The organism is Stenotrophomonas testudinis, assembly GCF_024499815.1.
GTDB lineage: Bacteria > Pseudomonadota > Gammaproteobacteria > Xanthomonadales > Xanthomonadaceae > Stenotrophomonas.
In genome coordinates this window covers 54,277-78,898 of record NZ_JAMOKY010000013.1, presented here as the reverse complement: position 1 = coordinate 78,898, position 24,622 = coordinate 54,277, and the positions used below count along the sequence as shown (strand labels likewise).

23 protein-coding genes are annotated in these 24,622 nt (G+C 68.3%); 14 read left to right on the top strand and 9 right to left on the bottom strand.

Going from position 1 to position 24,622, the window contains the following annotated elements; genetic code table 11:
- Positions 1-53 precede the first annotated feature (53 nt).
- The 3 genes from NQ204_RS10040 to NQ204_RS10030 form a co-directional block, all read right to left on the bottom strand.
- Positions 54-4,673, bottom strand: a complete 4,620-nt coding sequence (locus tag NQ204_RS10040; protein WP_256643779.1) for a YadA-like family protein — start codon at positions 4,671-4,673, stop codon at positions 54-56.
- 181 nt (positions 4,674-4,854) lie between these two features.
- Positions 4,855-5,847, bottom strand: a complete 993-nt coding sequence (locus NQ204_RS10035) for an AraC family transcriptional regulator (RefSeq protein ID WP_116864108.1) — start codon at positions 5,845-5,847, stop codon at positions 4,855-4,857.
- Positions 5,848-6,037: 190 nt separating this feature from the next.
- A complete protein-coding gene (locus NQ204_RS10030) occupies positions 6,038-6,391 on the bottom strand; it encodes a hypothetical protein (RefSeq protein WP_133249423.1) in 354 nt (117 codons plus the stop codon).
- A gap of 140 nt (positions 6,392-6,531) precedes the next feature.
- Here NQ204_RS10030 and NQ204_RS10025 point away from each other — a divergent pair, with 140 nt between their 5' ends.
- The 13 genes from NQ204_RS10025 to NQ204_RS09965 all read left to right on the top strand — a co-directional run bounded on the left by NQ204_RS10025 (position 6,532) and on the right by NQ204_RS09965 (position 19,098).
- Positions 6,532-6,717 carry a Flp family type IVb pilin gene (locus NQ204_RS10025; protein WP_116864107.1) on the top strand — a complete coding sequence of 62 codons (186 nt, stop codon included), beginning with the start codon at positions 6,532-6,534 and terminating at the stop codon, positions 6,715-6,717.
- A gap of 94 nt (positions 6,718-6,811) precedes the next feature.
- Entirely contained in the window at positions 6,812-7,357 is a 546-nt protein-coding gene (locus NQ204_RS10020; protein WP_116864106.1) for an A24 family peptidase, read from the top strand.
- Complete coding sequence (locus NQ204_RS10015; RefSeq protein WP_116864105.1) at positions 7,354-7,824, top strand: TadE/TadG family type IV pilus assembly protein; 471 nt, start codon at positions 7,354-7,356, stop codon at positions 7,822-7,824. The genes NQ204_RS10020 and NQ204_RS10015 overlap by 4 nt, the downstream gene beginning before the upstream one ends.
- A gap of 24 nt (positions 7,825-7,848) precedes the next feature.
- A complete protein-coding gene (gene cpaB, locus NQ204_RS10010; RefSeq protein WP_256643778.1) occupies positions 7,849-8,886 on the top strand; it encodes a Flp pilus assembly protein CpaB in 1,038 nt (345 codons plus the stop codon).
- 18 nt (positions 8,887-8,904) lie between these two features.
- Entirely contained in the window at positions 8,905-10,263 is a 1,359-nt protein-coding gene (locus NQ204_RS10005; RefSeq protein WP_116865305.1) for a type II and III secretion system protein family protein, read from the top strand.
- A 69-nt stretch (positions 10,264-10,332) separates the two neighbouring features.
- Positions 10,333-11,544 (top strand): P-loop NTPase family protein, encoded by a 1,212-nt coding sequence (locus NQ204_RS10000; RefSeq protein ID WP_256643777.1) that lies wholly within the window; start codon positions 10,333-10,335, stop codon positions 11,542-11,544.
- On the top strand, positions 11,529-12,878 hold the full coding sequence (locus tag NQ204_RS09995; RefSeq protein WP_116865303.1) for a TadA family conjugal transfer-associated ATPase: 1,350 nt from the start codon (positions 11,529-11,531) through the stop codon (positions 12,876-12,878). The genes NQ204_RS10000 and NQ204_RS09995 overlap by 16 nt, the downstream gene beginning before the upstream one ends.
- Before the next feature lies 1 nt (position 12,879).
- Positions 12,880-13,812: a type II secretion system F family protein gene (locus NQ204_RS09990; protein ID WP_116865302.1), complete on the top strand. Its 933-nt coding sequence runs from the start codon at positions 12,880-12,882 to the stop codon at positions 13,810-13,812.
- A 28-nt stretch (positions 13,813-13,840) separates the two neighbouring features.
- Complete coding sequence (locus NQ204_RS09985; RefSeq protein WP_116865301.1) at positions 13,841-14,770, top strand: type II secretion system F family protein; 930 nt, start codon at positions 13,841-13,843, stop codon at positions 14,768-14,770.
- A gap of 5 nt (positions 14,771-14,775) precedes the next feature.
- A complete protein-coding gene (locus tag NQ204_RS09980) occupies positions 14,776-15,657 on the top strand; it encodes a tetratricopeptide repeat protein (RefSeq protein ID WP_256643776.1) in 882 nt (293 codons plus the stop codon).
- Positions 15,654-16,136, top strand: coding sequence for a DUF3613 domain-containing protein (locus NQ204_RS09975; protein ID WP_256643775.1), 483 nt, complete (start codon positions 15,654-15,656; stop codon positions 16,134-16,136). Before NQ204_RS09980 ends, NQ204_RS09975 begins: the two co-directional genes overlap by 4 nt.
- Positions 16,137-16,146: 10 nt before the next feature.
- A complete protein-coding gene (locus NQ204_RS09970) occupies positions 16,147-18,294 on the top strand; it encodes a TadG family pilus assembly protein (protein ID WP_256643773.1) in 2,148 nt (715 codons plus the stop codon).
- A 99-nt stretch (positions 18,295-18,393) separates the two neighbouring features.
- Positions 18,394-19,098, top strand: a complete 705-nt coding sequence (locus tag NQ204_RS09965; RefSeq protein ID WP_116864999.1) for a DUF2968 domain-containing protein — start codon at positions 18,394-18,396, stop codon at positions 19,096-19,098.
- 51 nt (positions 19,099-19,149) lie between these two features.
- On the opposite strand, the gene NQ204_RS09960 is transcribed toward NQ204_RS09965, so the two are convergent.
- Positions 19,150-19,560 carry a hypothetical protein gene (locus NQ204_RS09960; RefSeq protein WP_256643772.1) on the bottom strand — a complete coding sequence of 137 codons (411 nt, stop codon included), beginning with the start codon at positions 19,558-19,560 and terminating at the stop codon, positions 19,150-19,152.
- Between the two features lie 203 nt (positions 19,561-19,763).
- Here NQ204_RS09960 and NQ204_RS09955 point away from each other — a divergent pair, with 203 nt between their 5' ends.
- The gene (locus tag NQ204_RS09955; protein ID WP_116865001.1) at positions 19,764-20,588 is read left to right on the top strand and encodes an alpha/beta fold hydrolase; all 825 of its coding nucleotides are present in this window, start codon (positions 19,764-19,766) and stop codon (positions 20,586-20,588) included.
- A 78-nt stretch (positions 20,589-20,666) separates the two neighbouring features.
- On the opposite strand, the gene NQ204_RS09950 is transcribed toward NQ204_RS09955, so the two are convergent.
- From NQ204_RS09950 to NQ204_RS09930, 5 genes are all read right to left on the bottom strand, one after another.
- Positions 20,667-22,514 (bottom strand): amidohydrolase, encoded by a 1,848-nt coding sequence (locus NQ204_RS09950; protein WP_256643783.1) that lies wholly within the window; start codon positions 22,512-22,514, stop codon positions 20,667-20,669.
- 119 nt (positions 22,515-22,633) lie between these two features.
- Entirely contained in the window at positions 22,634-23,059 is a 426-nt protein-coding gene (locus NQ204_RS09945; protein WP_256643771.1) for a DoxX family protein, read from the bottom strand.
- Positions 23,060-23,061: 2 nt separating this feature from the next.
- Positions 23,062-23,718, bottom strand: a complete 657-nt coding sequence (locus NQ204_RS09940) for a hydrolase (RefSeq protein ID WP_256643770.1) — start codon at positions 23,716-23,718, stop codon at positions 23,062-23,064.
- The gene (locus NQ204_RS09935) at positions 23,715-24,149 is read right to left on the bottom strand and encodes a helix-turn-helix domain-containing protein (RefSeq protein ID WP_256643769.1); all 435 of its coding nucleotides are present in this window, start codon (positions 24,147-24,149) and stop codon (positions 23,715-23,717) included. Before NQ204_RS09935 ends, NQ204_RS09940 begins: the two co-directional genes overlap by 4 nt.
- Before the next feature lie 78 nt (positions 24,150-24,227).
- The gene (locus NQ204_RS09930) at positions 24,228-24,560 is read right to left on the bottom strand and encodes a hypothetical protein (protein WP_256643768.1); all 333 of its coding nucleotides are present in this window, start codon (positions 24,558-24,560) and stop codon (positions 24,228-24,230) included.
- Between the last annotated feature and the right edge of the window lie 62 nt (positions 24,561-24,622).

Here is a 24,622-nt window from a genome sequence, read left to right as displayed (position 1 = left end):
CCCTGTCGATGTGGTGGGCGCGGCCGGGCTGACGGGCAGCCCGGCCCGGGCACTTACCACTGGATGCCGGCGCCGACGGCTACGCCGGCTTCGCCGCGGGTGTTGGTGGAACCGCTGAACTTGTAGATCCAGCGGCCGCCTTCGGAGACACCGGAAATGCCCAGGGCCATGCCGGATTCGCCGTTGTAGCTGCCCGCCGCGAACGAGGCCATGCTGCGGCCCGCTTCACTGGGCTGCGGCAGCGCTGCGGTGGCCATCGCCGAGGCAATGCCGGCCGAGGCGCGGTTGTCGGTCTTGCGCAGTTCGCGCTCGAAGCCGCCCATGCGCTCGTCGGTGTAGGCCTTGGACCAGTCCAGGGTCTGCGACATGCCGGCGCGCAGCTGGTCGACGTTGACCGCGTCGGTGCCCGCCGTACCGGCCGCAACGTTGCGCACCGTGGTCGGCCCGCTGGTGCTGCTGCCGAGGGTGACGCTGTTGTAGTTGGTATCGCCGTTGGTGGTGGTGTCATAGCGCAGCGTGCCCTGCTGCGAGGCCTGCAGCTGGCGCACGTTGACTGCGTCTGTGGCCTGGGTACCGTCAGCCACGTTGACCATCTGGCGCTCGGCACCGGCGGCGCCCACCGACACGGTGTTGGCCCGGTCGGCGACGGAGCCGGCGCCCAGTGCCACCGAGTTGTCGGCCTGCGCCTGCGCGCCGTTGCCCAGTGCGGTGGAGTTGGCCCCGGCGGCGGTGGAACCGGCACCACCGGCGGCGGAGTTGGCACCGGTCGCGGCCGGGTCGGCCAGGTTGTTGCTGTTGTTGGCGCGGAAGCTGCCGGCCACGTTGGTGATGTTCTGGATCTTCTGGTCGGTGTAGGCCTTGGACTGGTCGATGGCGTAGTTCACGCCGTTGTTCAGCTGGCCCACGTTGGTTGCATCGTGGTCATCGGAGCCGTCGGCCACGTTGGTGATCTTGCGCTCGGCCCCGCTGCTGCCCACCGACACTTCACCGGCCGAGTTGCTGCCACCGGCCTCGCCGTAGGCACCGGTGTAGCCGGTCTGTGCGCCGACGCTGGCGACCGAACCGCTGCCCAGGGCCACGCTGTTGTCGGCGCTGGCGCTGGCGCCGTTGCCGACCGCCACGCTCGAAGCACCGGCCGCGCTGGCCTGCGGGCCGACCGCCACGGCTTCATCGCCGGTCGCGGTGGCCTGCGGGCCGACCGCCACGGCTTCATCGCCGGTCGCGGTGGCGGCGGCCGCCGCCGAGTTGACCGCCAGGTAGGGACTGGCGCTGCCGTTGAGGATGCGCTGGTTGAGGGTGCGCAGCGAACCATCGACCGCCGAGAACGCGGCAGTGACGTTGCTGTAGTCGTTGAGCGAGATGCTGCCGTCGGTGGCGATGCTGGAAATGCTGAAGGACGGGGCGGTCCATTGCGAGGTCGTGCCGTCGTAGGTGGTACTGCCGCCGAAGTAGTTGGCGATGGTGGCATGGGTGGCGAACAGCTGGTCGCCGGTGATGGCATCGCTGCTGCCCGCCTGGATGCTGCCGGCCGCCACGTTGGTCAGCCGCACCGCTGCGCCGCCGGTACCGCTGAGGGTGACCGAATCCATCATGTCGCCGTTTGCATCCACATCGTATTTCACTGCGCGCATGTCCAATTCGTCGGTCTGGTCGACCACGTTGGCCAGCGAGTTGCTCACCGCATCGAAGGCACTGCCCACGTCGTTGTAGCTGCCCTGGCTAATGGTCCCGTTGGCGGCCACGTTGTTGATGTTGTAGGTGGGCGCGGTGACCACGCCGTTGGCATCGACCGCTGCGCCGCCGCCCAGATGGGCGGCCACGGTCTGGTTGGCGGCGAACAGCTGCGCACCGTTGATGGCCTCGCTGCTGAGCGCACTGACCTCGCCCGGGCCCAGGTTGCGCAGGGTGGTGGCGGTACCGCCCTGGCCCAGCGTGGCGCTGGCGTAGTCCACGCTGCCATCGGCATTGAGGTCGTAGCGCAGGGCGCCCTCCTCCGATGCCTGCAGCTGGCCCAGGTTGACCGCATCGGTCGCCTCGGTAGCCGCGGCCACGTGGCTGATCTGCCGTTCCGCACCGGCGGCGCCGACGGAGACGGTGTTGTCACGGTCGGCCAGACTGCCTGCGCCCACAGCGATGCTGTTGGCGGCGGTGGCCTGCGCGTTGCTGCCCACGGCGATGGAATCGGCGCCGGTGGCCAGCGCTTCCACGCCGGTGGAATTCACCCGCAGGTACTTGGTGCCGCCGTTGCGGATGTCGTTGATCTGCGTGTTGAGGTTGACCAGCGAGCCATCGACCGCATCGAAGGCATCGGTGGCGTTCTCGTACGCGCCCTGCGCGATGGCGCCGTCATCGGAGATGGTGCTGATCTCGAACAGCGGCGCGGTGAAGGCGCCGGTGGCCGGATCGAAGGCGGTGCGGCCGCCGAAGAAGCGCGTGATCGCATCGTTGCTGGTGAACAGCTGGCTGCCGTTGACCGCTTCGGTGCTGCTGGCGCTGATCGCGCCCGCCGCCAGGTTGGACAGCGTGGTGGTGCCGGTGCCGTTGCCCAGGGTGACGCGGCGATAGTCGGGGTCGCCGGCTTCGTCGAGGTCGTAGGTGACGGCAACGTCGCCCAGCGCATCGATCTGGCTGATCGCGCCCCGCAGCTGCGCGACGTTGACCGCATCGGTGCTGGCACTACCAGCCGCCAGGTTGGTGATCTGACGTTCGCCACCGTCGGCACTGCCCACCGACACTTCACCGGCGGATACCTGCGCAGCGGTCAGGCCGAAGGCGGTGTAGCTGGCCTGCGCGCCGCGCAGTGCGGCCGAGCGGTAGCCCAGGGCCACCGAGTTGGCCTGGTTGGAGGTGGCCTCGGCACCGAGCAGGGTTTGCCCGTTGGCGGTGCCCACGGCGCTGTCGCCGACGATCACCGAGTGGCCCATGCGCGCGGCGTAGTCGGCGGTGGGCACGCCGGTGGGATTGGTCGGATCGTTGGTGCCGTTGCCGGGGAAGGCAACGCTGGCATCGACCTTGGGCAGTTCGTGGCGCGCGTTGGCGCCGATCACCACTTCCCGCGAGCCATTGGCATAAGCGCCGTCACCCATCAGCACCTGGTAGTCCTGTGCCGGGTTGACCGCCCAGCAGGAGATGTTGGCCAGGCCGATGTCCAGGCACTTGGCCGCCCAGTCCGGCGCCTGGTCCGGCAGCAGCAGGCCGAGCAAGCCGCCCGGGTTGCCGTTGTTGATGTTGTAGATGTAGCTGTCCGACGTCACGCCACCGATCAGGGTGAGATGCGAGTTGCCGCCGGTGACCGCACCGCCCAGGCCATTCAGCGTGGTGCCGACCGGCGTGGCGTTGACCAGCGGAATGCCCAGCAGGTTGACCGTCGAATACGTCTGCATGACGTTGGCGGTGCTGACATTGAGGTTGCCGTTGGTCAGGTAGCCGGTGCCACCGAACAGGCTGGCGGTGGTCGGGCCGATCAATGCGCTGAGGCCACCGACCAGCCCACCGGTGCCGACGATGACACCGGCATTGCGGTCGACGGCCACGGGGGCCTTCGGGCTTTCCGTCGGGATCGGCGACGGCTGGGTCAGGCCGAGTCCGCCCAGGGTGTTGCCGAGCAGGCCACCCACCGCACCGCCGAGGTTGCCGACCGTGCCGTTGAGATCGCCGTTGACCAGGCTGCCGACTGCGCCGCCGACACCGTCCAGCGCACTGCCGACGCCGGTGAGCAGGCCGCCCAGGCCCAGCGAACTGGTCTGTGCGCCCACCACCGAGGTGCCGGCCAGCTTCAGGTTGCGGTCTGCGATGACGGCTTCGCCATCGGGGCCGAGCACGCGCACCTTGCCCGCGACGGAGCCATCGAGCCCGGCGGTCAGTGCACGATCCTCGGTCTCGCCCGGCAGCTCTTCCTTGGCCGGCAGCGTGACAGCCGCCGTCGCGCCGACCTGGCCCTGGCCTTGGATGGCCTGGCCGGCCAGCGCCAGCTTCGCATCGACCTGGCCATCCACCGCGGCCTTCAGGCCGGACAGCGAAGCGGTCTGCGTCGCCGCAACATTGGCGGCAATGTCAGCCTTGGTATCAGGACTGGCGACCTGCCTGCCGGCCACGCCCACCTGCGCCTTGGCGGCGGCGGTGGTGGCCAGGGCGAGCGGTGCCTGTGCCTGTGGCGCCAGCTGCGCACCGAGCGCGGCGTCGACGCGGGTGCTGCTGCCCAGCCCGACCGAAGCGCGCACATCGGCGGCCACGGCCGGTGCGGCCACCTGCTGCGGCGGGTTGCCCGCACCCAGCGACACCTTGACGGTGGCCGGCAGCACATCACGTACGACCGGCAGGCCGGTGGTGCTCAGCTGCAGGCCGATGCGTGCATCGGTACTGATGGCCGGGCTGGTCTGTGCCTGGCGCGCAGCGGCGGCGAGGGCCACTTCCGCATCCACCTTGACCGGCATGGTCTGGGTGTACTTGGCCGCCAGAGCCTGCAGGTCGCGCAGCGACTGGTTGGCTTCACTGGCGGCAGCGGTGCCGCTGGCAAGAACGCTCAGCAGCGCCAGGGCCAATGCACTGGGCACCAGCAGTTTCGATTGCGGATCGCGGAGCGTGGTCGCTCCACCATCGCCGGTGGCCAGTTCCGAGGCCACAACAAGAGCATTGAGCTGGCGGTTCCATACACGCCGGTAAATGCGGTTCATGAGCACTTCCCCCGTTGACGAACGACTTGAAATCCAGTGGGCATGCCGGTTGGCATGTGACTGATATTTCAGCGTCTTCAACGTGGGCGGGGCACTTCATTCCGGCAGGGCAATCGCGCATTCCGGCAAAGCCACGGGCGGATTCGGCAGGCGGATATGCAGATTCGGCAGCGCGCCTGTTTCAGGCCGGCTGGCCCATCTGTGCCGGCGAGCGCATCAACGTGTCGCGCGGCAGTTCGCCGAACACCTTGCGGTAGTTGTCGGCAAAGCGCGAGAGATCCCACAGGCCGCAACTGAGTGCAATGGCCTTGACCGAGCGGCGGCTGGAGTCGGCCATCGACAGGCTGCGGCATGCGGCGCACAGCCGAAGCATCGACAGGTAACGGTTGGGCGACACGCCGAACAGATCTTCGAACGCGTAGCGCAGGCCACGTTCGCTGACGCCGGCCGCATCACAGATTTCATTCATATAGATGTTGCGCCGCAGGTTGAGGCGCATGAAGTTCTCGGCGCGCTGCGCGATGAGGTAGTGCGTCCGCCGCGCGCGGGTGAAGCCGGGGCGATCGCCAGGCCCGGCCGCCAGCAGCGCCTGGATGTGTTCGTGCAGCAGCCGGTCGGTCTCTTCCGGCAGCAGTGCCGCACCCTGCCCCAGCTGCGCATGCAGCTGCAGGTAATGGTTGGCCAGCGCCTGGCTGTCGACGGGCAGCTGCACCAGGCTCAGGGCCTGGCCGGCCGGTGGCGTGCTGCGCAGGCTCAGCTCGGTGAGTTTGCGCTGCACCCGCGCTACGGGCAGCAGCATGACGGTGATCTGGGTGCCGGCGCTGAGCGTGAACTCACTGATGCCTTCGGGCAGCACCGTGAACGACATGCCTGCCACCATCGGCACGCCGTGGCACCAGCTCTGCAGTTCATCGGTGGCATGCACGAAGCCGAGCATCGCCCAGTCCGGCGGCAGCATGAAGCGCCCACGGCAATGGAAGCCGCAGGTGATGCTGCAGAACAGCGCTTCATCGTGCACACGCGAAGAAAAGGCAGCCTTGGGCCCGTTGCCGTCGAGCAGCAGCAGTTCCACATCGCAGACGCGAAGCACACCGCTCAGCGTCGCCAGGTCGATCGACCGGAGTTCGCCGTCGTCGAGCTGGCCGCCTTCGATATCGCCCACCCCACCTTCCATGACAGTGTCGTCCCCCCATGAGTCCGTATCCGCCGCCCCCACTGCCTGACAGGGCGCGCGCCGCAATCCATTCATCGTGCCGTAGCGAGCACTGCCTGCAATGCGGCCGGCTGCCTCGGGTACGTTTCGATTACGTTGGAGTATTGCGTGTAAATGAGCGTCCGTAAACAGTGATGCATTACGCAAACCATTAATGTTCAGCCTTTCGAAATGTATCCGCGAATGGCACGGAATTCGCATGCGGCAAGGCTTCCCAGAGATTTTCTCGATCTAAATGAACGGATTTGTCGGGTAACGTTTTTTCTTCACCTGAACGGCCGTTTTTCTTCACGCAAAAATGGCTTTCTGCCGAATTTGCATATTGATTTGGCTTGCGGCACCACGCCATTCGGGCAAGAGTCGATGCCATGGTGATCCGGCCACGCGGCATCGGCCTCAGCCAGGGGGAAACATGCAAATGCACGCCACCCGCACACAGCCGACCCGCGGCAGGACGCCGCGCGATGGCGCTCGTGTGCAGGCTGTTCCTGCGGACAGGGATCACGTTGATTGACCATGGCGGGACTGTCCCGCCATGTCCCCCTGCCAGGATGGCGGGGGTCCATGGATGGACCCGGCGGAGCCGGGCGCCCATTCAACCCGGGTAATACACGAAAATCTGACTGGTATAGGGAGACAACCGTCATGAACGCATCGATCCGCAAGTTCCTCAACGAAGAAGACGGCGTGACCGCGCTGGAATATGGCCTGCTGGCAGCGGTTATTGCCGGGCTCCTGATCGCCGTGGGCAAGGATCAGATCGCCGGTTTCTTCAAAACGCTGTTCGACAAGTTGGAAGCAACTGCAACGGAAGCCACCGGAGCTGCTTGAGCGACCGCTGCGCCATCGAGGATCGCGTAGGTGCAACCTCGATGGCGGCTTCTGTTTCACGCAATTGTCCATTGATGGACGCTGAGGGTGTGGGATGACGTTACTGGGGCTGTTGGCCATGGGTTTGAGCCTGCGCATCGCGATCAGCGATCTGTATGCCCGCCGTGTCCCCAATGCCTGGCTGGTCGGAGCGTGCGCGCTTGCCCTCCCGTTGATTGTCGCCGGTCAGTTTTCCGGCCCGCACCTGCCATGGTGGGGGCACCTGCTGGGCGCCGCGCTGGGGCTGGCATCGCTGCTGCCTTTCTACGCGCTCGGCTGGATGGGTGCCGGTGACGTCAAGTTCTTCGCCGTGCTGGGGTTGCTGCTGGGCTGGAACGCCCTGCTGCCGATCTGGATCGCCGCAAGCCTGGTGGCAGGCCTGCACGCGGTGCTGGTGATCAGCACACGACGGGTGATGCCCTGGGTATCGCCACGCCTGCAACTGCACTGCGCGCGATGGAGCGCGCACTGGCAGGCGCGCCCGGCCATCAAGGACATGCACCTCGCCCGCCAGGGACGCCGGGGCATCCCCTATGCCGCCTATCTCGCCTTCGCCGCCATCGGCTGGGTCGCGGCCTCGACCCTGGGAGTACCGCCATGAAGACGATCCGATCCCAACGCGGCGTCATCACCGTCGAGTACGCACTGATGATGATGCTCGGCTTCCTTCCGCTGCTGATGCTCACCTTTTCCGGCGTGATGATCATGGCCGCACAGCAGACGCTGGCGACCGCATCGGCCGAAGGCGCGCGTGCATCGCTGCGCTTCGGCAGCACCGCCGAACGTCGCGTCGCCGCATGCTCGGCCGCACGCCGCTCGATGCAATGGCTGCTGCGCTTCTCGGGCCAGGAGCCTGACTGCAGCGCGGCCAGCAGCAGCGGCGCCATCGTGGTCTCGCCGCCGGCGGCGTGCAGCGGCCTGGCCAGCGCGCAGTGCGTGACCGTCACGGTCAGCTACGACTATTCCAGCCACCCCTTCCTTCCCGGCACCGGCACGCTGTACGGCTGGGTGATGAAGGCCCCGATCCGCAGCGTTGCGGTCGCCCAGCTCGATCTCGGCAGCAACTGACGATCGGTTTCAGGAGATGGTTCCATGCTCAAGTTGACCCGCATCGCTGCTGTCGCACTGATCGCCCTGGCCGCGCTGCTTGCGGTGGTGGCGTTCATGGTGGGGCGGAAGCCCGCCACCACGGCGACCGCGCCCATAGCGGCTTCGACCACCGACGCACGCACCATCACCGTGGTGGAAGCAGTGGCACGACTGCCGGCCGGCGAACCGATCCGCGCCGATGGCGTACGCCTGGCGCAACGCACCAGCGCCGAACCGGGCGCGTCGTCCGACCTGGCCTCGGTACTCGGCAAGGTGCCGGTGCAGGACATCGCCGAGGGCACCACGGTCAGCCGCGGGCTGCTGGCGCAGGGCTTTTCGCTGCAGCTTCGCCCCGGCGAGCGAGCGTTGGCGGTGCCGGTCGATGAGCTGGTGGGTGCGGGCAACCGCATCCTGCCGGGCGATTTCGTCGATGTCTTCCTCAACCTGCGCAGCGCCAACAACAGCGCGAACGGCCAGCCGGAGCCGGCGCAGACGCGCCTGCTGCTGTCCCGCCTGCGCGTGCTCAGCTATGGGCAGCAGGACATCGCCGTGGACACGGCCCAGGCGGGCACTGAAAACAGCGGCAGCGCGCAGGGCGACGACCCGCGTGCCGCCGACATCACCGGCAGCGCCAGCACGGGCAGCCGCAGCGACACCGCCCAGCCTGCACGCAGCGCGGTGCTGGCGGTGCCGGTGGACGAAGCCAACCGCCTGCTGCTCGGTGCACAGCAGGGCAAGCTGTTCCTGGCACTGCGCAACCCGGCCGATGCCGGCCTGCCCGACATTGCCCTGTTCCCGCAGGCACGCGGCGTGCTGGATCCGCTGCGCGGCCTCGACAGCGAACAACAGGAAGCGCTGCAGCGCCCCGAGAACAGCGCCTACGCCGGCATCGACGGCGATGGCCTGGCCGGCGGCGCAGCCCGACCGCGGCCGGTGGCCGAGGCGACGCCGCGCCCGGCCGCACCGCGCCGCGCCGCCGCGCGCCCGGCCGGCATCGAGATCATCCGTGGCGACAGTGCAGCCCCCCGCGGTTCCCTTTGACCTGCCCCGAGACCTTCCATGACCGTACATCGCCCGCATCCCCGCCCGACCGCCCGCCAACGCTGGCTGGCCCTGCTGCTGGTGCTGCTGGCGCCCGGCACGGGCGTGGCGGCAGATGAGCTGGTGCTGCAGGCCCGCGAACAGCGTCCGTGGACGCTGCCGGCCGATCTCGAACGGGTGGCGATCGCCGATCCGGGCGTGGCCGACGTGGTGATGCTGCGCGGCCAGCGCCAGGCACTGCTGGTCGGCAAGGCGCCCGGCACCACCACCTTGCTGCTGTGGCACAAGAAGCAGGGCGAGCCGCAGCGCCTGCAGGTGCGCGTACAGAGCGCCGTGCAGGGCGCCGCGGATGCCGGCCGCAACGGCCTGGTGTTCACCCAGCAGGACCAGCAGGGACTGCTGCAGGGAAGCAGCGACAGCATGCTGACCCACATGCAGGAGCAGAAGACTGCGGCCATGGCCCTGGGCAAGGACGGCATGCTGGCCGACGCCTCCACCATCGCCAGTGGCGGCGTGGTGCAGGTGGAAGTGAAGGTGGTCGAGTTCAACAAGACCGCACTGAAGCAGATCGGCATCAGCTTCCAGAACCGCAACGGTGGCTTCGCCTATGGCTTCGCCCGCCCCGGCGGCATTCTGCCGGGCAACACCGGCGTGCTGCCGGGAATGACGGAAGGCGGCAGCAGCAACGAAGCAGAGTCGCCGATCTCCTCCGCATTCCGGCTGGTGTTCGGCTCGACCAAGGGCCTGTGGAATGCCGACGTCGACCTGCTGCAGAGCAACGGCATGGCCCGCGTCCTGGCCGAGCCGACGCTGGTCGCACTGTCAGGCCAGAGTGCGAGCTTCCTGGCCGGCGGCGAGCTGCCGATCCTCGAGCCGCAGGGCCTCGGCACCACCACCGTCACCTACAAGCCCTTCGGCATCGGCCTGACCGTCACCCCCACCGTGCTGTCGCCCAACCGCATCGCACTGAAGGTGGCGCCGGAAGCCAGCGACCTGGACTACACCAATTCCATCGCCCTCAATGGCGTGCAGATCCCCTCGATCAGCACGCGCCGCGCCGACACCACGGTCGAGCTGGGCGACGGCGAGAGCTTTGTCATCGGCGGCCTGGTCAGTTCAACGGTGGCGTCCACGGTGAACAAGATTCCGATGCTGGGCGACCTGCCGATCATCGGCTCGTTCTTCCGCAATCTCGACTACAAGCGCCAGGACAAGGAGCTGGTGATCATCGTCACCCCGCGCCTGGTGCAGCCGCTGGCCCGCAACACCGAGCTGCCGCTGCCCGGCGATCGCGAGTCGCGCCCGCACATGCCCGAATGGGGTGCATGGCTGCTGGGCCCGGTCAGCCAGGACCCGGTGCCAGGCTTCTCGCGCTGACCCGATGCTGCCGAGCCCACGCCCATGCCCTACGCCACTGCCCAGCCACTGCATGCCACGGGACCAGCGATGAACCTGGTCCTGTACGGCATTGATCGTGAACTGCTGCAGCGGCTGGCGCTGCGGCTGCCGGCATCGGCGGTGCTGCACTGGCAGGACAGCACGCAGCCGACCTCGGCGCAGGACCTGCAGCGGGGTGCCAACAGCCTGGTGCTGCTCGACTTCCGCCCGGAATACGCGGCGTCTTCAACCGTGCTGGCTGAGCAGCTGCAGCAGACCCAGCCCGATCTGAACCTGATGGCCGTGGGGGCCACCGGCACCGGCCAGGTGGAAGGCGTGGTGATGGCCCTGCGCGCCGGCCTGCGCGATGTGCTCGACCTGGACAGCGACAACGGCGCAATCGAGATCGCCCTGCGCCGCGCGCTCTCCCCGCGCACCGCCGCCGCCCCGCAGCCGTCGCACCGCGCGCGGTTCGTGCTGCTGCTTGGCGTACGCGCCGGCGTTGGCACCAGCACCCTGGCCGCACATCTGGCCGTGCTCGCCCAGCAGCAGCGCAGCCATGCGGGCGACGATGCCACGGGAACCGACGGCCTGCTGATGGAGCTGGCGCAGCCGGCGGGCGATCTCGCGCTGTACCTCAACCTAGACAGCCGATTCCACTATGAAGATGCGCTGCGCAACGCCAGCCGCATCGACGCCACCCTCGCGCGCACCGCAATGGCCCGGCACACCAGCGGCCTGGTCCTGCTCGACCGTGCCAGCGGCAGCGATGCGGTGCCGCCCTCCGATCCCGGCGCGCTGCTGCAGCGCCTGCGCGGGGTCTTCACCAGCGTGCTGTGCGATGCCGGCGGTTGCCCGCTGCGCCAGCTGCCGCCGCTGCTGCTGGAACAGGCCGACGAGATCTGGCTGGTGGCCGACACCGCCATCGCCACCCTGGTCTCGCTTGATCATGCCCTCAAGCACCTGAGCGGGCAGCGTGAACGCGAGAGCCGGCTGCAGCTGGTGGTCAACCGTCATGATGAACACAGCGGCCTGAGCCCCGAACAGATCGCACGCCGCTTCGAGCTGCCGCTGCTGGCCACCCTGCCCGAGCGCCCGCGCGTGCGGGCCGCGGCCAGCCACGGCCATCTGCTGCTGCAGGATGCCCCGCGCGATCGGTACCTGCGCGCCCTAGCCCCGCTGGTGGCGCGACTGGACCCGGCCGCCGGCCCGGCCCTGCCGCTTGGCCTGCGGGAAAGACTTGCCCTTGCCCTGGGTGGAACGCCATGGAAGACAAAGTGACCCTGTTTCCCAATGCCATGGCGCGCGCCGGGCTGCCTGACAACGCACCGGCCAGTCCGCCGTTCGCGCAGACCGAGCAGTACCAGAAGGTGCTGTCGGCCGCGCATGAGCACCTGCTCAACAGCATCGAAGACGAGCGGATCGACATCGACTCCTGGGCGCCGGATACCATCGCGCGCTGGGTGCAGGTGCAGACCGTCAGCTTCATCCAGGAATGGCGCATCCCGATCAACGAGGAGGAGATGCAGACCGTCGCCCAGGGACTGGTGAAGGAGCTCACCGGTTTCGGTCCGCTGGATGACCTGCTGCACGACCCGACGATCGAGGACATCCTGATCAACGGCTTCAAGGACGTGCATGTCTCGCAGGGCGGCGTGCTGCGGCGCGCGACCCAGCGCTTCACCGACGACACCCACCTGCTGCGCATCCTGCGCCGCATCCTGGCCCCGATCGGCCGCCGCCTGGACGATTCCAATCCGATGGTGGATGCGCGCCTGCCCAACGGCGGCCGCCTCAACGCCATCATCTCGCCGTTGGCCGTGGACGGTCCGATGGTGTCCATCCGCAAGTTCCGCAAGGACCCCTTCACCCCGGACGAACTGCTGGCCAAGGGCACCTTCGACGCACCGATGCAGGCGCTGATCAAGGCCATGGTGCTGGGCCGCTGCAACATCCTGGTCTCCGGCGGCACCAGCTCGGGCAAGACCTCGCTGCTTAACGCGCTGACCAGCTACGTGCCGGAAACCGAGCGCGTCATCACCGTGGAAGATACCGCCGAGCTATCGCTGAACCACCCGCACGTGGTGCGCCTGGAGAGCCGCGTGGGCGGTGCCGATGGTCATGGTGCGGTCGGCATCCGCGACCTGGTGCGCAACAGCCTGCGCATGCGCCCGGACCGCATCGTGGTCGGCGAGGTGCGCGGCGCCGAAGTACTGGAAATGCTGCAGGCGATGAATACCGGCCATGACGGTTCGATGGCCACCATCCATGCCAACTCGCCGCGCGACTGCCTGTACCGCATCGAGATGCTGGCTGGCTTTGCCGGCTTCCAGGGCAGCGAGGACAGCCTGCGCCGGCAGATCGCGAGCGCGATTGACTTCATCGTGCAGATTTCGCGACTGCCCAGTGGCCGCCGCGTGCTGGTGTCGATCACCGAGATCACCGGCGTCAGCGACAACCTGATCACTACCCAGGAGATGTTCCGCCACGAAGTGCAGGTGGATGCGAACGGGGCGGAGGTCAACCGCTGGATCGGCCTCGGCTTCCAGCCCCATTCGCGCAAGCTGGAGCCGTTCCGCCAGCAGCTGCGCGAGTCGCTGTACGGAGACTTCTGAAATGGGCACCGCCGCGCTCCTGCTGCTGAGCATCGTGGCCGTGCTGCTGGCTGCGGCCGTGTGGCTGTGGGGCGCCGCGCACGGCCGCGAGCAGCGCCAGAGCTCGCTGCAGCACGCCGAGCAGCAGCTCGGCCGCGGTGGCAGCACGCCGCTGCCAGCGACCGATCCCGCGCGTGCCGCGCCCGCAGCAGCCAAGCGCGCCCTGCCCTGGGACGCCTTCCTGCAGCGTGCGGGCCTGGAGCCGGGCTGGAAGCTGCCGCTGCTGCTGCTCGTGCCGGGCATCGCGCTTTCCGTCGTCGCCGTGATGCGCCTGGGTACGCTGTGGATGTTCCCGCTCACGCTGGGCCTTTACCTGCTCGGCTGTGGGCTGTGGATCGTCCGCCGCACCACCCGCCTGCGTGCGCGCCTGCTGCACCAGTTGCCGGATTTCCTCGACAACCTGGTGCGCCTGACCGCGCTCGGCAACAGCCTGCAGATGGCCTTCCAGACCGCATCGGTGCAGACCACCGCGCCGCTGCGCGGCATGCTCGACACCACCGTGCGCTACGCGCGCAGCGGCATGGACCTTGACCGTGCGCTGGGCCTGGCCGCGCAGCCCTACCAGATGGACGTGCTCAAGGTGCTTGCCGTGGTGATCGGTGTCAGCGTGCGCATCGGCGGACGTTCCGACCAGATCCTGCAGCGCATGGGCGATTTCATGCGCGACCTCGAGCAGGCGCAGCAGGAACTGGCGGCGACCACCTCGGAAACGCGGATGTCGGCCTGGGTGCTGGGCCTGCTGCCGCCGGCCTGCGCCGTGCTGATGGCGATCAGCAGTCCCGATTTCTTCCAGCCCGTGCTGCACGACCCGCTGGGCCACAAGGTGTTGTTGATGGCCCTCGGCCTGGAGCTGGTCGGTGGATTCCTGCTGTATCGACTGGCGCGCTCGCTATGACCAAGCATCTGTGCCCGGGAGACCTGCGATGAGCGCCGCCACCTGGTGGATGCTGGCCCTGCTGGTGCTGGCCGCTGGCGTGGCATTGCTCGGCCTCGGCGGGTGGGTACGTGGCAGCCGTGAAGCGCGCACCTCCGCGACCCTGCAGACCGCACTGCGCCCGCGTGATGCCGCACCGCCGGAGCCCGCGCCTGCGCGCGACTCCTTTGGATGGCTGCAGCAGCTCGGCCAGCTATTCGCCGGTGGCCGCCTGGAAGCGGCGCTGTTGGCCAACGAAGACCGGCTGCTGCTCGACCTCGCCGGCTGGAACACGCGACGTGGCACCGCCATCTACCTCGCCCTGCGGCTGATGCTGGCTGTACTGGTGCTGGTGGCCGCACTGGCAATGAGTGATGCCACCGGCGTGTCACGCCTGATGGTGGTCATCGCTGCGCTGGCGGCGGGACTGCTGTTGCCGAAGTTCGCACTGTCCAGCTGGGTGAAGCGCCGGCGCCGCGCGGTGTCCAACGAACTGCCGCTGCTGATCGACCTGCTGCGCCTGCTGCAGGGCGTGGGTTTCAGCATGGACCAGAGCCTGCAGACGCTGGGTGACAAGCTGCGTGATGCGCTGCCCGTGCTGGGTCGCGAGATCCAGGAAGCAAATGCCGCCTACTCGCTCGGCCGCACGCGCGCTCAGTCGCTGCGTCGCCTCAGCGAGGTCTACGGCGATGACGACCTGTCCAGCCTGGTGCAGCTCATCCTGCAGGTGCATGCGCATGGCGGCGCGGTGCAGGAACCGCTGCGGCAGTTCAGCGTGCGCCTGCGCGAACAGCGCCGCAATGCGCTGAAGGAAAAGGTCGGAAAGCTCTCGGTGAAGATGACCGTGGTGATGATGCTGACCCTGCTGCCGGCGCTGATGCTGGTGCTTGCCGGCCCTGCGCTGGTGGCGCTGGCCAATACCTTGACCAAGATGGGATGAACCTCATGCCTGCGCTTCGCCCCGCCTACCTGCTGTGCGCCCTGGCCGCGCTGTCCGGCTGCGCCTCCACCGCCCCGGCCTATCGCAAGGGGCCGAGTCTGGCCGAGCCGACACCGGCGCCGCAGGACAGCCGCAACACCTATCTGGAGCTGATCGCGCGCATGCAGCAGCAGGGCGCGTGGTTTGCTTCGCTGGCCCACGTCGACGCCTACCGGCAGCGCTTCGGCGATGCGCCCGCGTTGCGCCTGCTGCAGGCCGACGCCCTGCGCGAGACCGGCCAGGTCGACGCGGCCGCCGATATCTATCGCAGTCTCGATTCCGGCGCCCAGGCCGCCGCTGCCGCGCACGGCCTGGGCCTGATCGCAGCGCGCCGAAACGATGATGCCGCCAGCGAACTGGCGCTGGCGCGCGCTACCCGCCTGCAGCCGTTGAACACCGACTACCTCGGCGACCTGGGCTATGCGCGCCTGCGTGCCGGCCAGCTGGAGCAGGCACGCGAACCGCTGGCCAAGGCGCTGGAGCTGCAGCCGGGCAATGCCAAGGCCACCGCCAACCTGGCACTGTGGGCCGTGCTGCGCGGTGATGCGGCAACGGCCGAGCGGCTGGCGGCGCAGGCCCAACTCAGCCCGGACGTACAGCGCAGCATCAGCGAGCAGGCCCAGCAGATCCGCGCACGCTGGCAGCAGCGTGACGCCGCACGCAGCACGCCGGCCACCGCCCCGGTCGCAGCGGCGCGCACCGCCATGCCCACCCGCGTGGCCGTGCCCGGCCGCATTGCCGCCGAAACCCAACGCGCCGAGCGCGACGACCGCCTCGTCCCGCGCCTGCCGCCGTCCATGCTTGAACGCTTCGGCAGTGCCGACCACCCCACCGGGAACACGCCATGACCGCTTCCATTTTCCTGTTCCACCCCCGCATGGCCCTGGCCGCCACATGCCTGCTGTGGGCGTCGGCCAGCGCCGCACAGTCTCCGCAACCGCCACTCACCGGCCAGATGATGGGCGGCCCCCTGCCCGCAGTGCCGGCCCCCGTGCACGCGCCGCCGTCGGCACCGGCCCAGCAGCTGCCCACCGTGGATCTCACCGCACCTGCGGTGGCGACGACCGCCTCCGCCGTCAGCACGCAGGCCGCACCGCCGGCCGCCCAGAGCACGGTCGCGCCGGTGCCGACCGGCAACGGCGCGACCGTGCGCCACCTGTTCCAGCTGCAGGCCTCGGGCACCCAGGCCGGCGCCCGCCTGCCGATCCTCGGCGACCAGGCCACGGCCAGCTACGCGCGCTACCTGAAGAGCTTCGAGCACGAGATTCCGGAGTTCTTCGAAACCGACGTCACGCCCGCTTCCGGCGCGTCCGGCTCCGGCCGCTGAGGATGCGACGATGAGCCGTGCGCCGCGCACCCTTGCCTTCCACCAACGCGGTGGCATGTCGGTCACCATGATGCTGGTGCTGGTCTCGCTGGTGACGATGCTCGGCCTGGTGGAAGTGGGCTACCTGCTCTGGGCCAAGCGCGATGCGCAGAAGGTGGCCGACCTGGCCGCGCTGGCCGGCGCGCAGCGCCTGGACCTGTGTACGTCGGGCAACAGCGACAATGCTGCCGCCCGCCACAACGCACTGCAGGAAAATGGATTTGGCGGCCAGCTGGAGGTGAGCTGCGGCAACTGGAACGCCAACCACGCCAGTGCCGATCACTTCCTCGCCGCCGTCAGCGCGGATAATCCGCGCAATGCGGTGAAGGTCGTGGCGCATCGCAGCGTGCTGCCGTTCTTAGGCATCAATGCGCAGCTGCCGACGGTCAGCGCCCAAGCCGTGGCCAAGCGCACCGCGCCGTCCGCGGCGTTCAGCGTGGGCTCGCAGCTGCTGCGCACCAATGGCAACTCGCCGCTGATGTCCACCCTGCGCCTGGTCGGCCTGGATGTAAGCAACGCCACCGTGCTGTCCTACGACGGCCTGGCCCAGGCCAGCGTGACCCCGTCGGGCCTGCTGAAGGCGCTGGGTATCCCGGTGGAGGCCAACCTGAGTGTGGCCGATTTCAACCGGCTGCTGTCGGTCAACAGGATCTCGCTGGCGCAGCTGGTCGATGCCACCGCCGTCGTGCTCGGGCGGGACAGCGTAGCCGCCGCGCAGCTGCGTGCGCTGGGCAGCCTGGTGTCGACCGGCCTGGACATCAACCAGGCCAACATCACCCTTGGCAGCCAGACAGGCGGTGGCGGCCTGTTCGCCGAAGTGATCGCTCCGGATGGAACCATCGGCAGCGCGCTGGAATCGAAGATCAACGTGCTGGACCTGCTCAATACCGGCATTTCCATCGCCAATGACAACAATGGCCTGCAGGTCCGCGGCCTCAACCTGCTCGGCATCGAAGCCAAGGCCGGCGTGATCGAGCCGCCGTCCATCGCCATCGGCGGCATCGGTGCGCGCGCCTACAACGCGCAGGTACGGTTGATGGTGGACGTCGACAGCAACCGCGTGCCCGCCATCGGCGCACTGCTTTCGCTGCTGGGTACGCGCCTGCACCTGCCGCTGCACATCGATGTCACCAATGCGATGGGCACGCTGACCTCGATCCAGTGCGGCGCCACACCGCCCACTGCCACGGTCAAAGTGGATTCGTCGGTGCTGCGGGCGTGCGTCGGCAACGTCAATACCGCCGATGTGTTTTCGAAGAACAACGTCTGCGACGCAACGCTGCAGAACGCCCAGCTGCTGACCCTGCTCGGCCAGCCGCTGATCAACAACAAGATTACCCTGCCCGCGTTGACCGACAGCCAGAGCCTGACCCTGGCTGCGGGACAGACCGGCTCCACCCGCATCAACCCGCTGGCGCTGGGTGATACGGTGTCAGGGCTGGTCAATGAGCTGCTACGCGTACTGTCCGGCATGCTGAGCGGGCCGGCAGGCGATCCCAAGCAGGCCGCCACTGCCCTGGCCGACCGCTACCTGACCGCCGCGCACGCCCCCGGTGCCCGCTACAACGTCGACAATGTCATTCCGCTGCTGATCAACGGAAACCCTTCCATTGAACTGAAGGGACTGGGAGAGTGGGCCGCGCCGAACGGCGTGCCTTACGCCTGCGGCCTGCTCCTGCTGGGCACCTGCTACGAGCCGGGCTCGGTCTGGGCGGCGTACCGGGTCACCGTCACCGGCCAGGGCCTGGGTGCCCTGGACGGACTGATCGGCGGTCTCACCGGGCAGCTGCTGGTGCGGCGCTGCGACAGCCTGCTGGGCAACCTGCTCAACTACAACAACTGCGTGCGTGACAACCTGGCGTCCTACATCCAGACCAAGCCCGGCGGGTTCAATGACCCCAGTGCCGGTGGCGGCATCACCGCCCCCGGTAACAACGTCAGCTGCTCGGGCCTGCTGTGCACGGTGCTCACGCCGATCCTGGAGATCCTCAAGCCAGTGCTCAAGAGCGTCGGCAAACTGCTGACCGACCTGCTGGCCAATCTGCTGGGCCTGGAACTGGGCCGGACCGACGTCAGCATGCAGTCGATCCAGTGCAATGCCGCCCAGCTGGTGTATTGAGTGCCGTCCAGTGCGGTTGGCGTCTGCTGCACCCATGCTAGACTCGCGGCGGGGAACCACATTCATTTCAACCACACTTCATTCGTGGATGGTCTAGACATGCGAGAAACTTCAGGGGGCACCGTCTTCGCCCGGTATCCGCGCGGCGCGGCACTGCTGGCCATGGCCATGATCCTGGTGGCACCGTCGGCACTGGCAGCACGCGGCGATCGCGAAGCGGCGGCCGAACCGGTCCGCAGCGGGCCGGTGGTGCGCAATACGGTGGACGAACTCAAGCAGTTGATGGATGGCAACCAGCTCACCGAGCTGCGTACCACCTACAACGGCAACTACGGCGCCAGCCTGCTGTTCAACGCCAGCACCCTGACCTACTACGTGGCGCTGTTCCAGGAAAAGAACTTCTGGCGCGTCATCAAGACCGATGCCGTCGACAACGCCGAGCGCGTCTACCGCACCTTCGTGCAGCAGACCGAGCAGCTGGCCCAGGTCTACATCGACACCACCCGCCTGGAAGCAGGCAAGCGCTACACCGAGCGCCTGGTGTCGTACAACGAAGAGCGCCTGCGCACCCTGCAGCAGGAAATGGAGCAGCAGCAGGCACAGTCGGCCCAGGTCAGCGCGTCCCTGCAGCAGGCGCAGCAGCAGGCGGTCAGCCTGAGCACCGATGTGCAGAGCACCAACAACCAGCTGGACGCCCTGCAGCGCCGCATCCAGATCCTGCAGGCCGAACAGGGCAATCCGGAGCTCAGCCTGCCGAAGGCGGAAGCTTCCGGTGCGCCGGCGGCGGCCAGCGACGGCAACTGAGGTCCTGGCACTGCACTACACGCGACGGCACCTTCGGGTGCCGTCGCTGTTTCAGGGGGATTGGCAGGCCAGGCGCAGGGCGTCATCCAGCTGCCGCCGCTGCTGGTAGTCCAGCCGACGCGCACGCGCCATCTTCCGCGCCTGCTCGCGGCGCACCTGCTCGCAACCGGCTGGATCACGCGCGAGGGTGATCAGTGCGCCCTTGGCGCTACCACGGCGGCCACGCCGGACAGTGCCTGCCGCCCTGCCCGCCTGCGCTGGGCGCACGGGCTTCGACTCACCCTTGCCTCGTGCCTGCACCGCCTCGGCCGGCACGTCCCAGCGCCATTCCGCCCGGCCCTGGCACGGCGTCTGCTGGTAGACCGGGTGCGGCCCGTCCACGCACTTGTAGACATGGGTCTGGGCCAGCGCGGTACCGGCCAGCAGCAAACCCATGATCGCCCCCGACAGCATCCTCTTCATGCGGCGTCCTCCCTGGCAGAGCGGGCATCGTGGCCAGCGTCGACCGCACGCCGCCAGAGCCAGACGCGTCGCCCCCACCTGCGACGGCCTGCCATCCATCGGACACAGGCGTGCAAGCCACGGGGGGGATCCTGCGCTGTACTGCCGGTACGCCGGCAGCGTCACCGCCGGTTGTCTTTCCCCTACCGCCAAAGGAACCCGCAATGAGCAACTTCGTAACCGTCAAAGATGGCGCCCGCATCTTCTACAAGGATTGGGGCACCGGCCAGCCGATCGTGTTCGCCCATGGCTGGCCGCTGTCGTCCGACGCGTGGGATCCGCAGATGCTGTTCATGGGCCAGAACGGCTACCGCGTCATCGCCCATGACCGCCGCAGCCACGGCCGCTCCAGCCAGACCTGGGACGGCAACAACATGGACACCTACGCCGACGACCTGGCCGCGGTGCTCGATGCCCTCGACCTGAAGGACGCGATCCTGGTCGGCCACTCCACCGGTGGTGGCGAAGTGGCCCACTACATCGGCCGCCATGGCAGCAAGCGCGTGGCCAAGGTGGTGCTGGTCGGCGCCGTGCCGCCGCTGATGCTGAAGACCGAGGCCAACCCGGCCGGCACCCCGCTGGAAGTGTTCGATGGAATCCGCAAGGGCACCGGCGGTGATCGCTCGCAGTTCTTCAAGGACCTGACCGCACCGTTCTTCGGCGCCAACCGTGATGGCAACAGCGTCACCCAGGGCATGCGCGATTCGTTCTGGCTGCAGGGCATGCTGGGCGGCGTCAAGGGCCAGTACGACTGCGTGCACGAGTTCTCGGAAGTGGACTACACCGAAGACCTGAAGAAGATCGACGTGCCAGCCCTGGTCGTGCATGGCGATGACGACCAGATCGTGCCGTTCGATGCGTCGGCCAAGCTGTCCTCGCAGATCATCAAGGACGCCGAACTGAAGGTCTACGCCGGTGCCCCGCACGGCCTGACCATCACCCACGCCGACCAGTTCAACGCCGACCTGCTGGCGTTCGCACGCAAGTGATTTAAAACGACGGCGCCCCAAAGCGCCGCCGCCCCTCCGGTAGTGCCGGCCGCTGGCCGGCTCTACCCGGGATCCCGCTCAGAACGCGAAGCAGGCACAGCCCATCGCGCCCCAGAACGCGGTCAGATCGTCGGTCGGTGCCGCGTGCTGCGCGGCATGGCCGTGGGCGCCGTGGGTGCCGCAGGCCACACCGTGGTGGTGATGGTGCGCAGCAGCCAGGCCGGTGGCGGTGCCGCCAACGTGGTAACCACCGAACGTGTTCACCGGCGACCAGTCCGGCATCGCCGGCGGCAGCTGCGGTGCCAGGCCGGCATAGTCGCCATCGGCGTGCACGATGCGGCCACCGACCACGGTCAGCAGGCTGGTGATGTCGGCGATCTGCGCATCATCAACGCCGAAGAAATCGGACGACAGCACGATGAAGTCGGCCAGCTGGCCCTGCTTCAGCGTGCCCTTCACCGCTTCATCGCCGGAGAACCACGCACTGCCCTGGGTCCACAGGCGCAGTGCCTGTTCGCGTTCCAGCAGGTTCTCGTCGCCATACAGGGCCAGGCCACCAACGGTGCGCCCGGTCACCAGCCACGACAGCGCCACCCACGGGTTGTAGCTGGCCACGCGGGTGGCATCGGTACCGGCGCCGACCGGCACGCCCTCGGCCAGCATGCGCTTGACCGGCGGCGTATGCCGCGCGGCCTGCACGCCATAGCGCTCGACGAAGGCTTCACCCTGGTAGGCCATCCGGTGCTGCACGGCGATGCCGCCGCCGAGTGCACGGATGCGCTCGATGTTGCGCGGGGTGATGGTTTCGGCGTGGTCGATGAACCAGTGCAAGCCATCGAACGGCACCTCGCGGTTCACCTGCTCGTACACATCCAGGATGCGGGTGATGCTCTCGTCGTAGGTGGCGTGGATGCGGAACGGCCAACGCTTTTCCACCAGCAGCTTCACCACGTCGTGCAGCTCAGGCTCCAGCTCCGGCGGCAGTTCCGGCCGCGGCTCGTTGAACAGCTCGAAGTCGGCGGCGGAGAACACCAGCATTTCGCCGGCGCCGTTGTGGCGCAGCAGGTCGTCGCCCTGGCGCGGCTGCAGGATCTCGCTCCAGCCACGGAAATCGTTGACCTCGTTGCCCTTGTTCTGGGTGAACAGGTTGTAGGCGATGCGCACGGTCAGCTGCTCGTCGCGGTGTAGCTGCTCGATGACCTGGTAGTCCTCCGGGTAGTTCTGGAAGCCGCCACCGGCATCGATCACCGAAGTGATGCCCAAGCGGTTCAACTCACGCATGAAGTGACGCGTGGAATTGGCCTGGTACTCGATCGGCAGGCGCGGGCCCTTGGCCAGCGTCGCGTACAGGATCAGCGCGTTGGGCTTGGCCAGCAGCAGGCCGGTCGGGTTGCCCAGCGAGTCGCGCACGATCTGCCCGCCGGGCGGATCCGGCGTTTCCTTGGTGTAGCCACAGGCCCGCAGCGCGGCGCGGTTCAGCAGCGCCCGGTCGTACAGGTGCAGCAGGAACACCGGTGTGTCCGGCGCGATGTCGTTGAGCTCCTGCAGGGTGGGCAGGCGCTTTTCGGTGAACTGCGTTGCGGTGAAGCCACCGACCACGCGCACCCACTGCGGTGCCGGGGTACGGTCGACCTGCGCCTTCAGCATGGCCATCGCATCGGCCAGCGAGCGCAGGCCATCCCAGCGCAGTTCCAGGTTGTAGTTCAGGCCACCACGGATCAGGTGGGTGTGGCTGTCGTTGAGGCCGGGCACGATGCGGCGGCCCTGTGCGTCGATGATGATGGCCTCGTTGCCCCATTCGCGCATGATCTGCTCGTCGCTGCCGACCGCGGCGATGCGGCCGTTCTGCACGGCCAGTGCCTGCGCGTGTGGCTGCTGCGGATCAAGGGTGGTGACGCGGGCGTTTCTGATGACCAGCGTGCTCATGCGACGCTCCTTCGGAAGGGTTTCGATGGCCGCGGCGGCACCGCCGGCCAGCCCCAGCGCCATCGCGGCGCCGCTGGCCAGCACGACGTTGCGTCGGCCGTGGTCGAGAGGGGAGGAACTCATGCGATGTCTCCAGGCAGGGCCAGGCCATCCAGCGCCCAGGCGCCTGGCCCGGCCAGGGCGATCGCCAGCAGGGCCAGCGTCCACATCAGCGGGTATTCGGTGCCACCGCGCATCCAGAACCAACCCTTGGGCAGGGCCAGCAGCGCGGTGAAGGCAATGAACGCGGCCGCGGCAAGTGCGGCAATGCGGGTCTGCCAGCCCAGCAGCACGGCCAGCCCGGAGGCCACCTGCAACAGGGCCAGCAGCAGCGGCAGCGGCGCCGCCGCCGGCAGGCCGAAGCCGCGCAGTTCACCGGCAAAGCCGGCCAGGCCCGGGCCGCCGAACCAGCCAAACAGCTTGCCCAGCGCGTGTGGCAGCAGGAAACCTCCCGCTGCCACGCGCAGGATCAGCAGGGCCAGGTCGAGGCCATGCCCGTTGCCCATGCTCAGTGGCCGCCTTCCTGCGCGCCGAACATGGTCTTGGCGTACTGGATGCCGATGCCGTAGCCGCCAGCGTGGTCGCGGGCGATGCCGGTGGTCAGGCCGTAGGTCTCGCCACGGGCCCAGTCGCGCTGCAGTTCCAGCAGGTACTGCACGCTGGTGATCGGGCGCGCACCGGCCTGCACCATGCGGGTGACCGCACGTTCGTGCGCCTCATCGCTGACATCGCCGCAGGCATCGGTGATCACATAGACCTCGAAGCCCTGTTCCAGCGCCGACAGGGTCGGGCCGACGATGCACACGCTCGTCCACAGGCCTGCCAGCACCAGGCGCTGCTTGCCGATGCGGTTGATCTCATCGATCACCGGCTGGTCTTCCCAAGTGTTCATCGAGGTGCGGTCGAACACGGTCTGGCCGGCGAAGATCTCCGGCAGTTCCGGGAACATCGGGCCAGAGAACGACTTCTCGGCAACGGTGGTCAGTATCACCGGCACGTTGAAGCCCTTGGCACCCTTGCTGATCAGCGAGACGTTGTTGCGCAGCGCGGAGATGTCGATGGTGTGGGTGGCAAATGCCATCTGCGACTGGAAGTCGATCAGCACCAGGGCGTGGTCGGTCGGGGAAAGCAGGCCCTTGGCAGGCGTGGCGGTAGCAGTGGTCATGGGTAAGTTCCAGTAGTGGGCGGGACAGCAGTTGAAGGAAGGGAAGACGGGAGGCGCAGGGCGGCATCACCGGCCAGGTACTGGCCCGGGCTGCAGCCGGTCTCGGCACGGAAACTGCGGACGAAATGGCTCTGGTCGAAGAAGCCCAGGTGCTGGGCCAGGCGGGACATCGGCTGGTCGCCGGCCGGCAGCAGTTGCCGCGCGCGTTCGATGCGGCGACGGCGCAGGTAGCGCAGCGGGCTGGCACCGGTGCCGGTGCGGAACAGCCGCACCAGATGGAAACGGCTCACGCAGGCCACCTGGGCCAGCTCCGTCACCCGCAGCGGCTGCGACAGATGCGCATCGATATAGTGCAATGCGCGCTGCAGTGCGGCAGCCTGGTGTGGCGCCAACGCGGTGGCTGGGGCGACGGGCGGTGAAGCTTCGGCCATGACAGAGCACCGCGACGGGGTTCCCCATGGTGGGCCGCCAGGTGCCGATGCCCTACCCCCGTCCGTCGAGGCCACCGCTCACCCGTTCGGGGGAGGTCGACGTGCCAGCAGGCGTCGTCCGAACTGCCGTGCATCCAGCGAGTACGCGCCCGGACCGAGCAGCAGCAACGCCAGCGGCAGCGCCAGCAGCGGCACGGCCGCGCCCTGCAGCCACAATCCCGCGCAGGCCAGCATCGCCGACAACGGGGTCAGCCACCCCAGTACCAGCAGCGCGACGCCAAGAGCGCATAGCACCACCAGGACGCCTGAATGCAGGCCCGGCGCACACAGGGCAGCGGCCAGGCACAGCCGCAGCCAGAGCAGGCCCAAGCCGGGCCCACGATCGGGAAACATCACGAACAGACGCTGCATCCTCGGCCTCCACCACTCCATTGCCGGCGTGATAGCCGATCCCGCCGCCACCGCGCCTACCC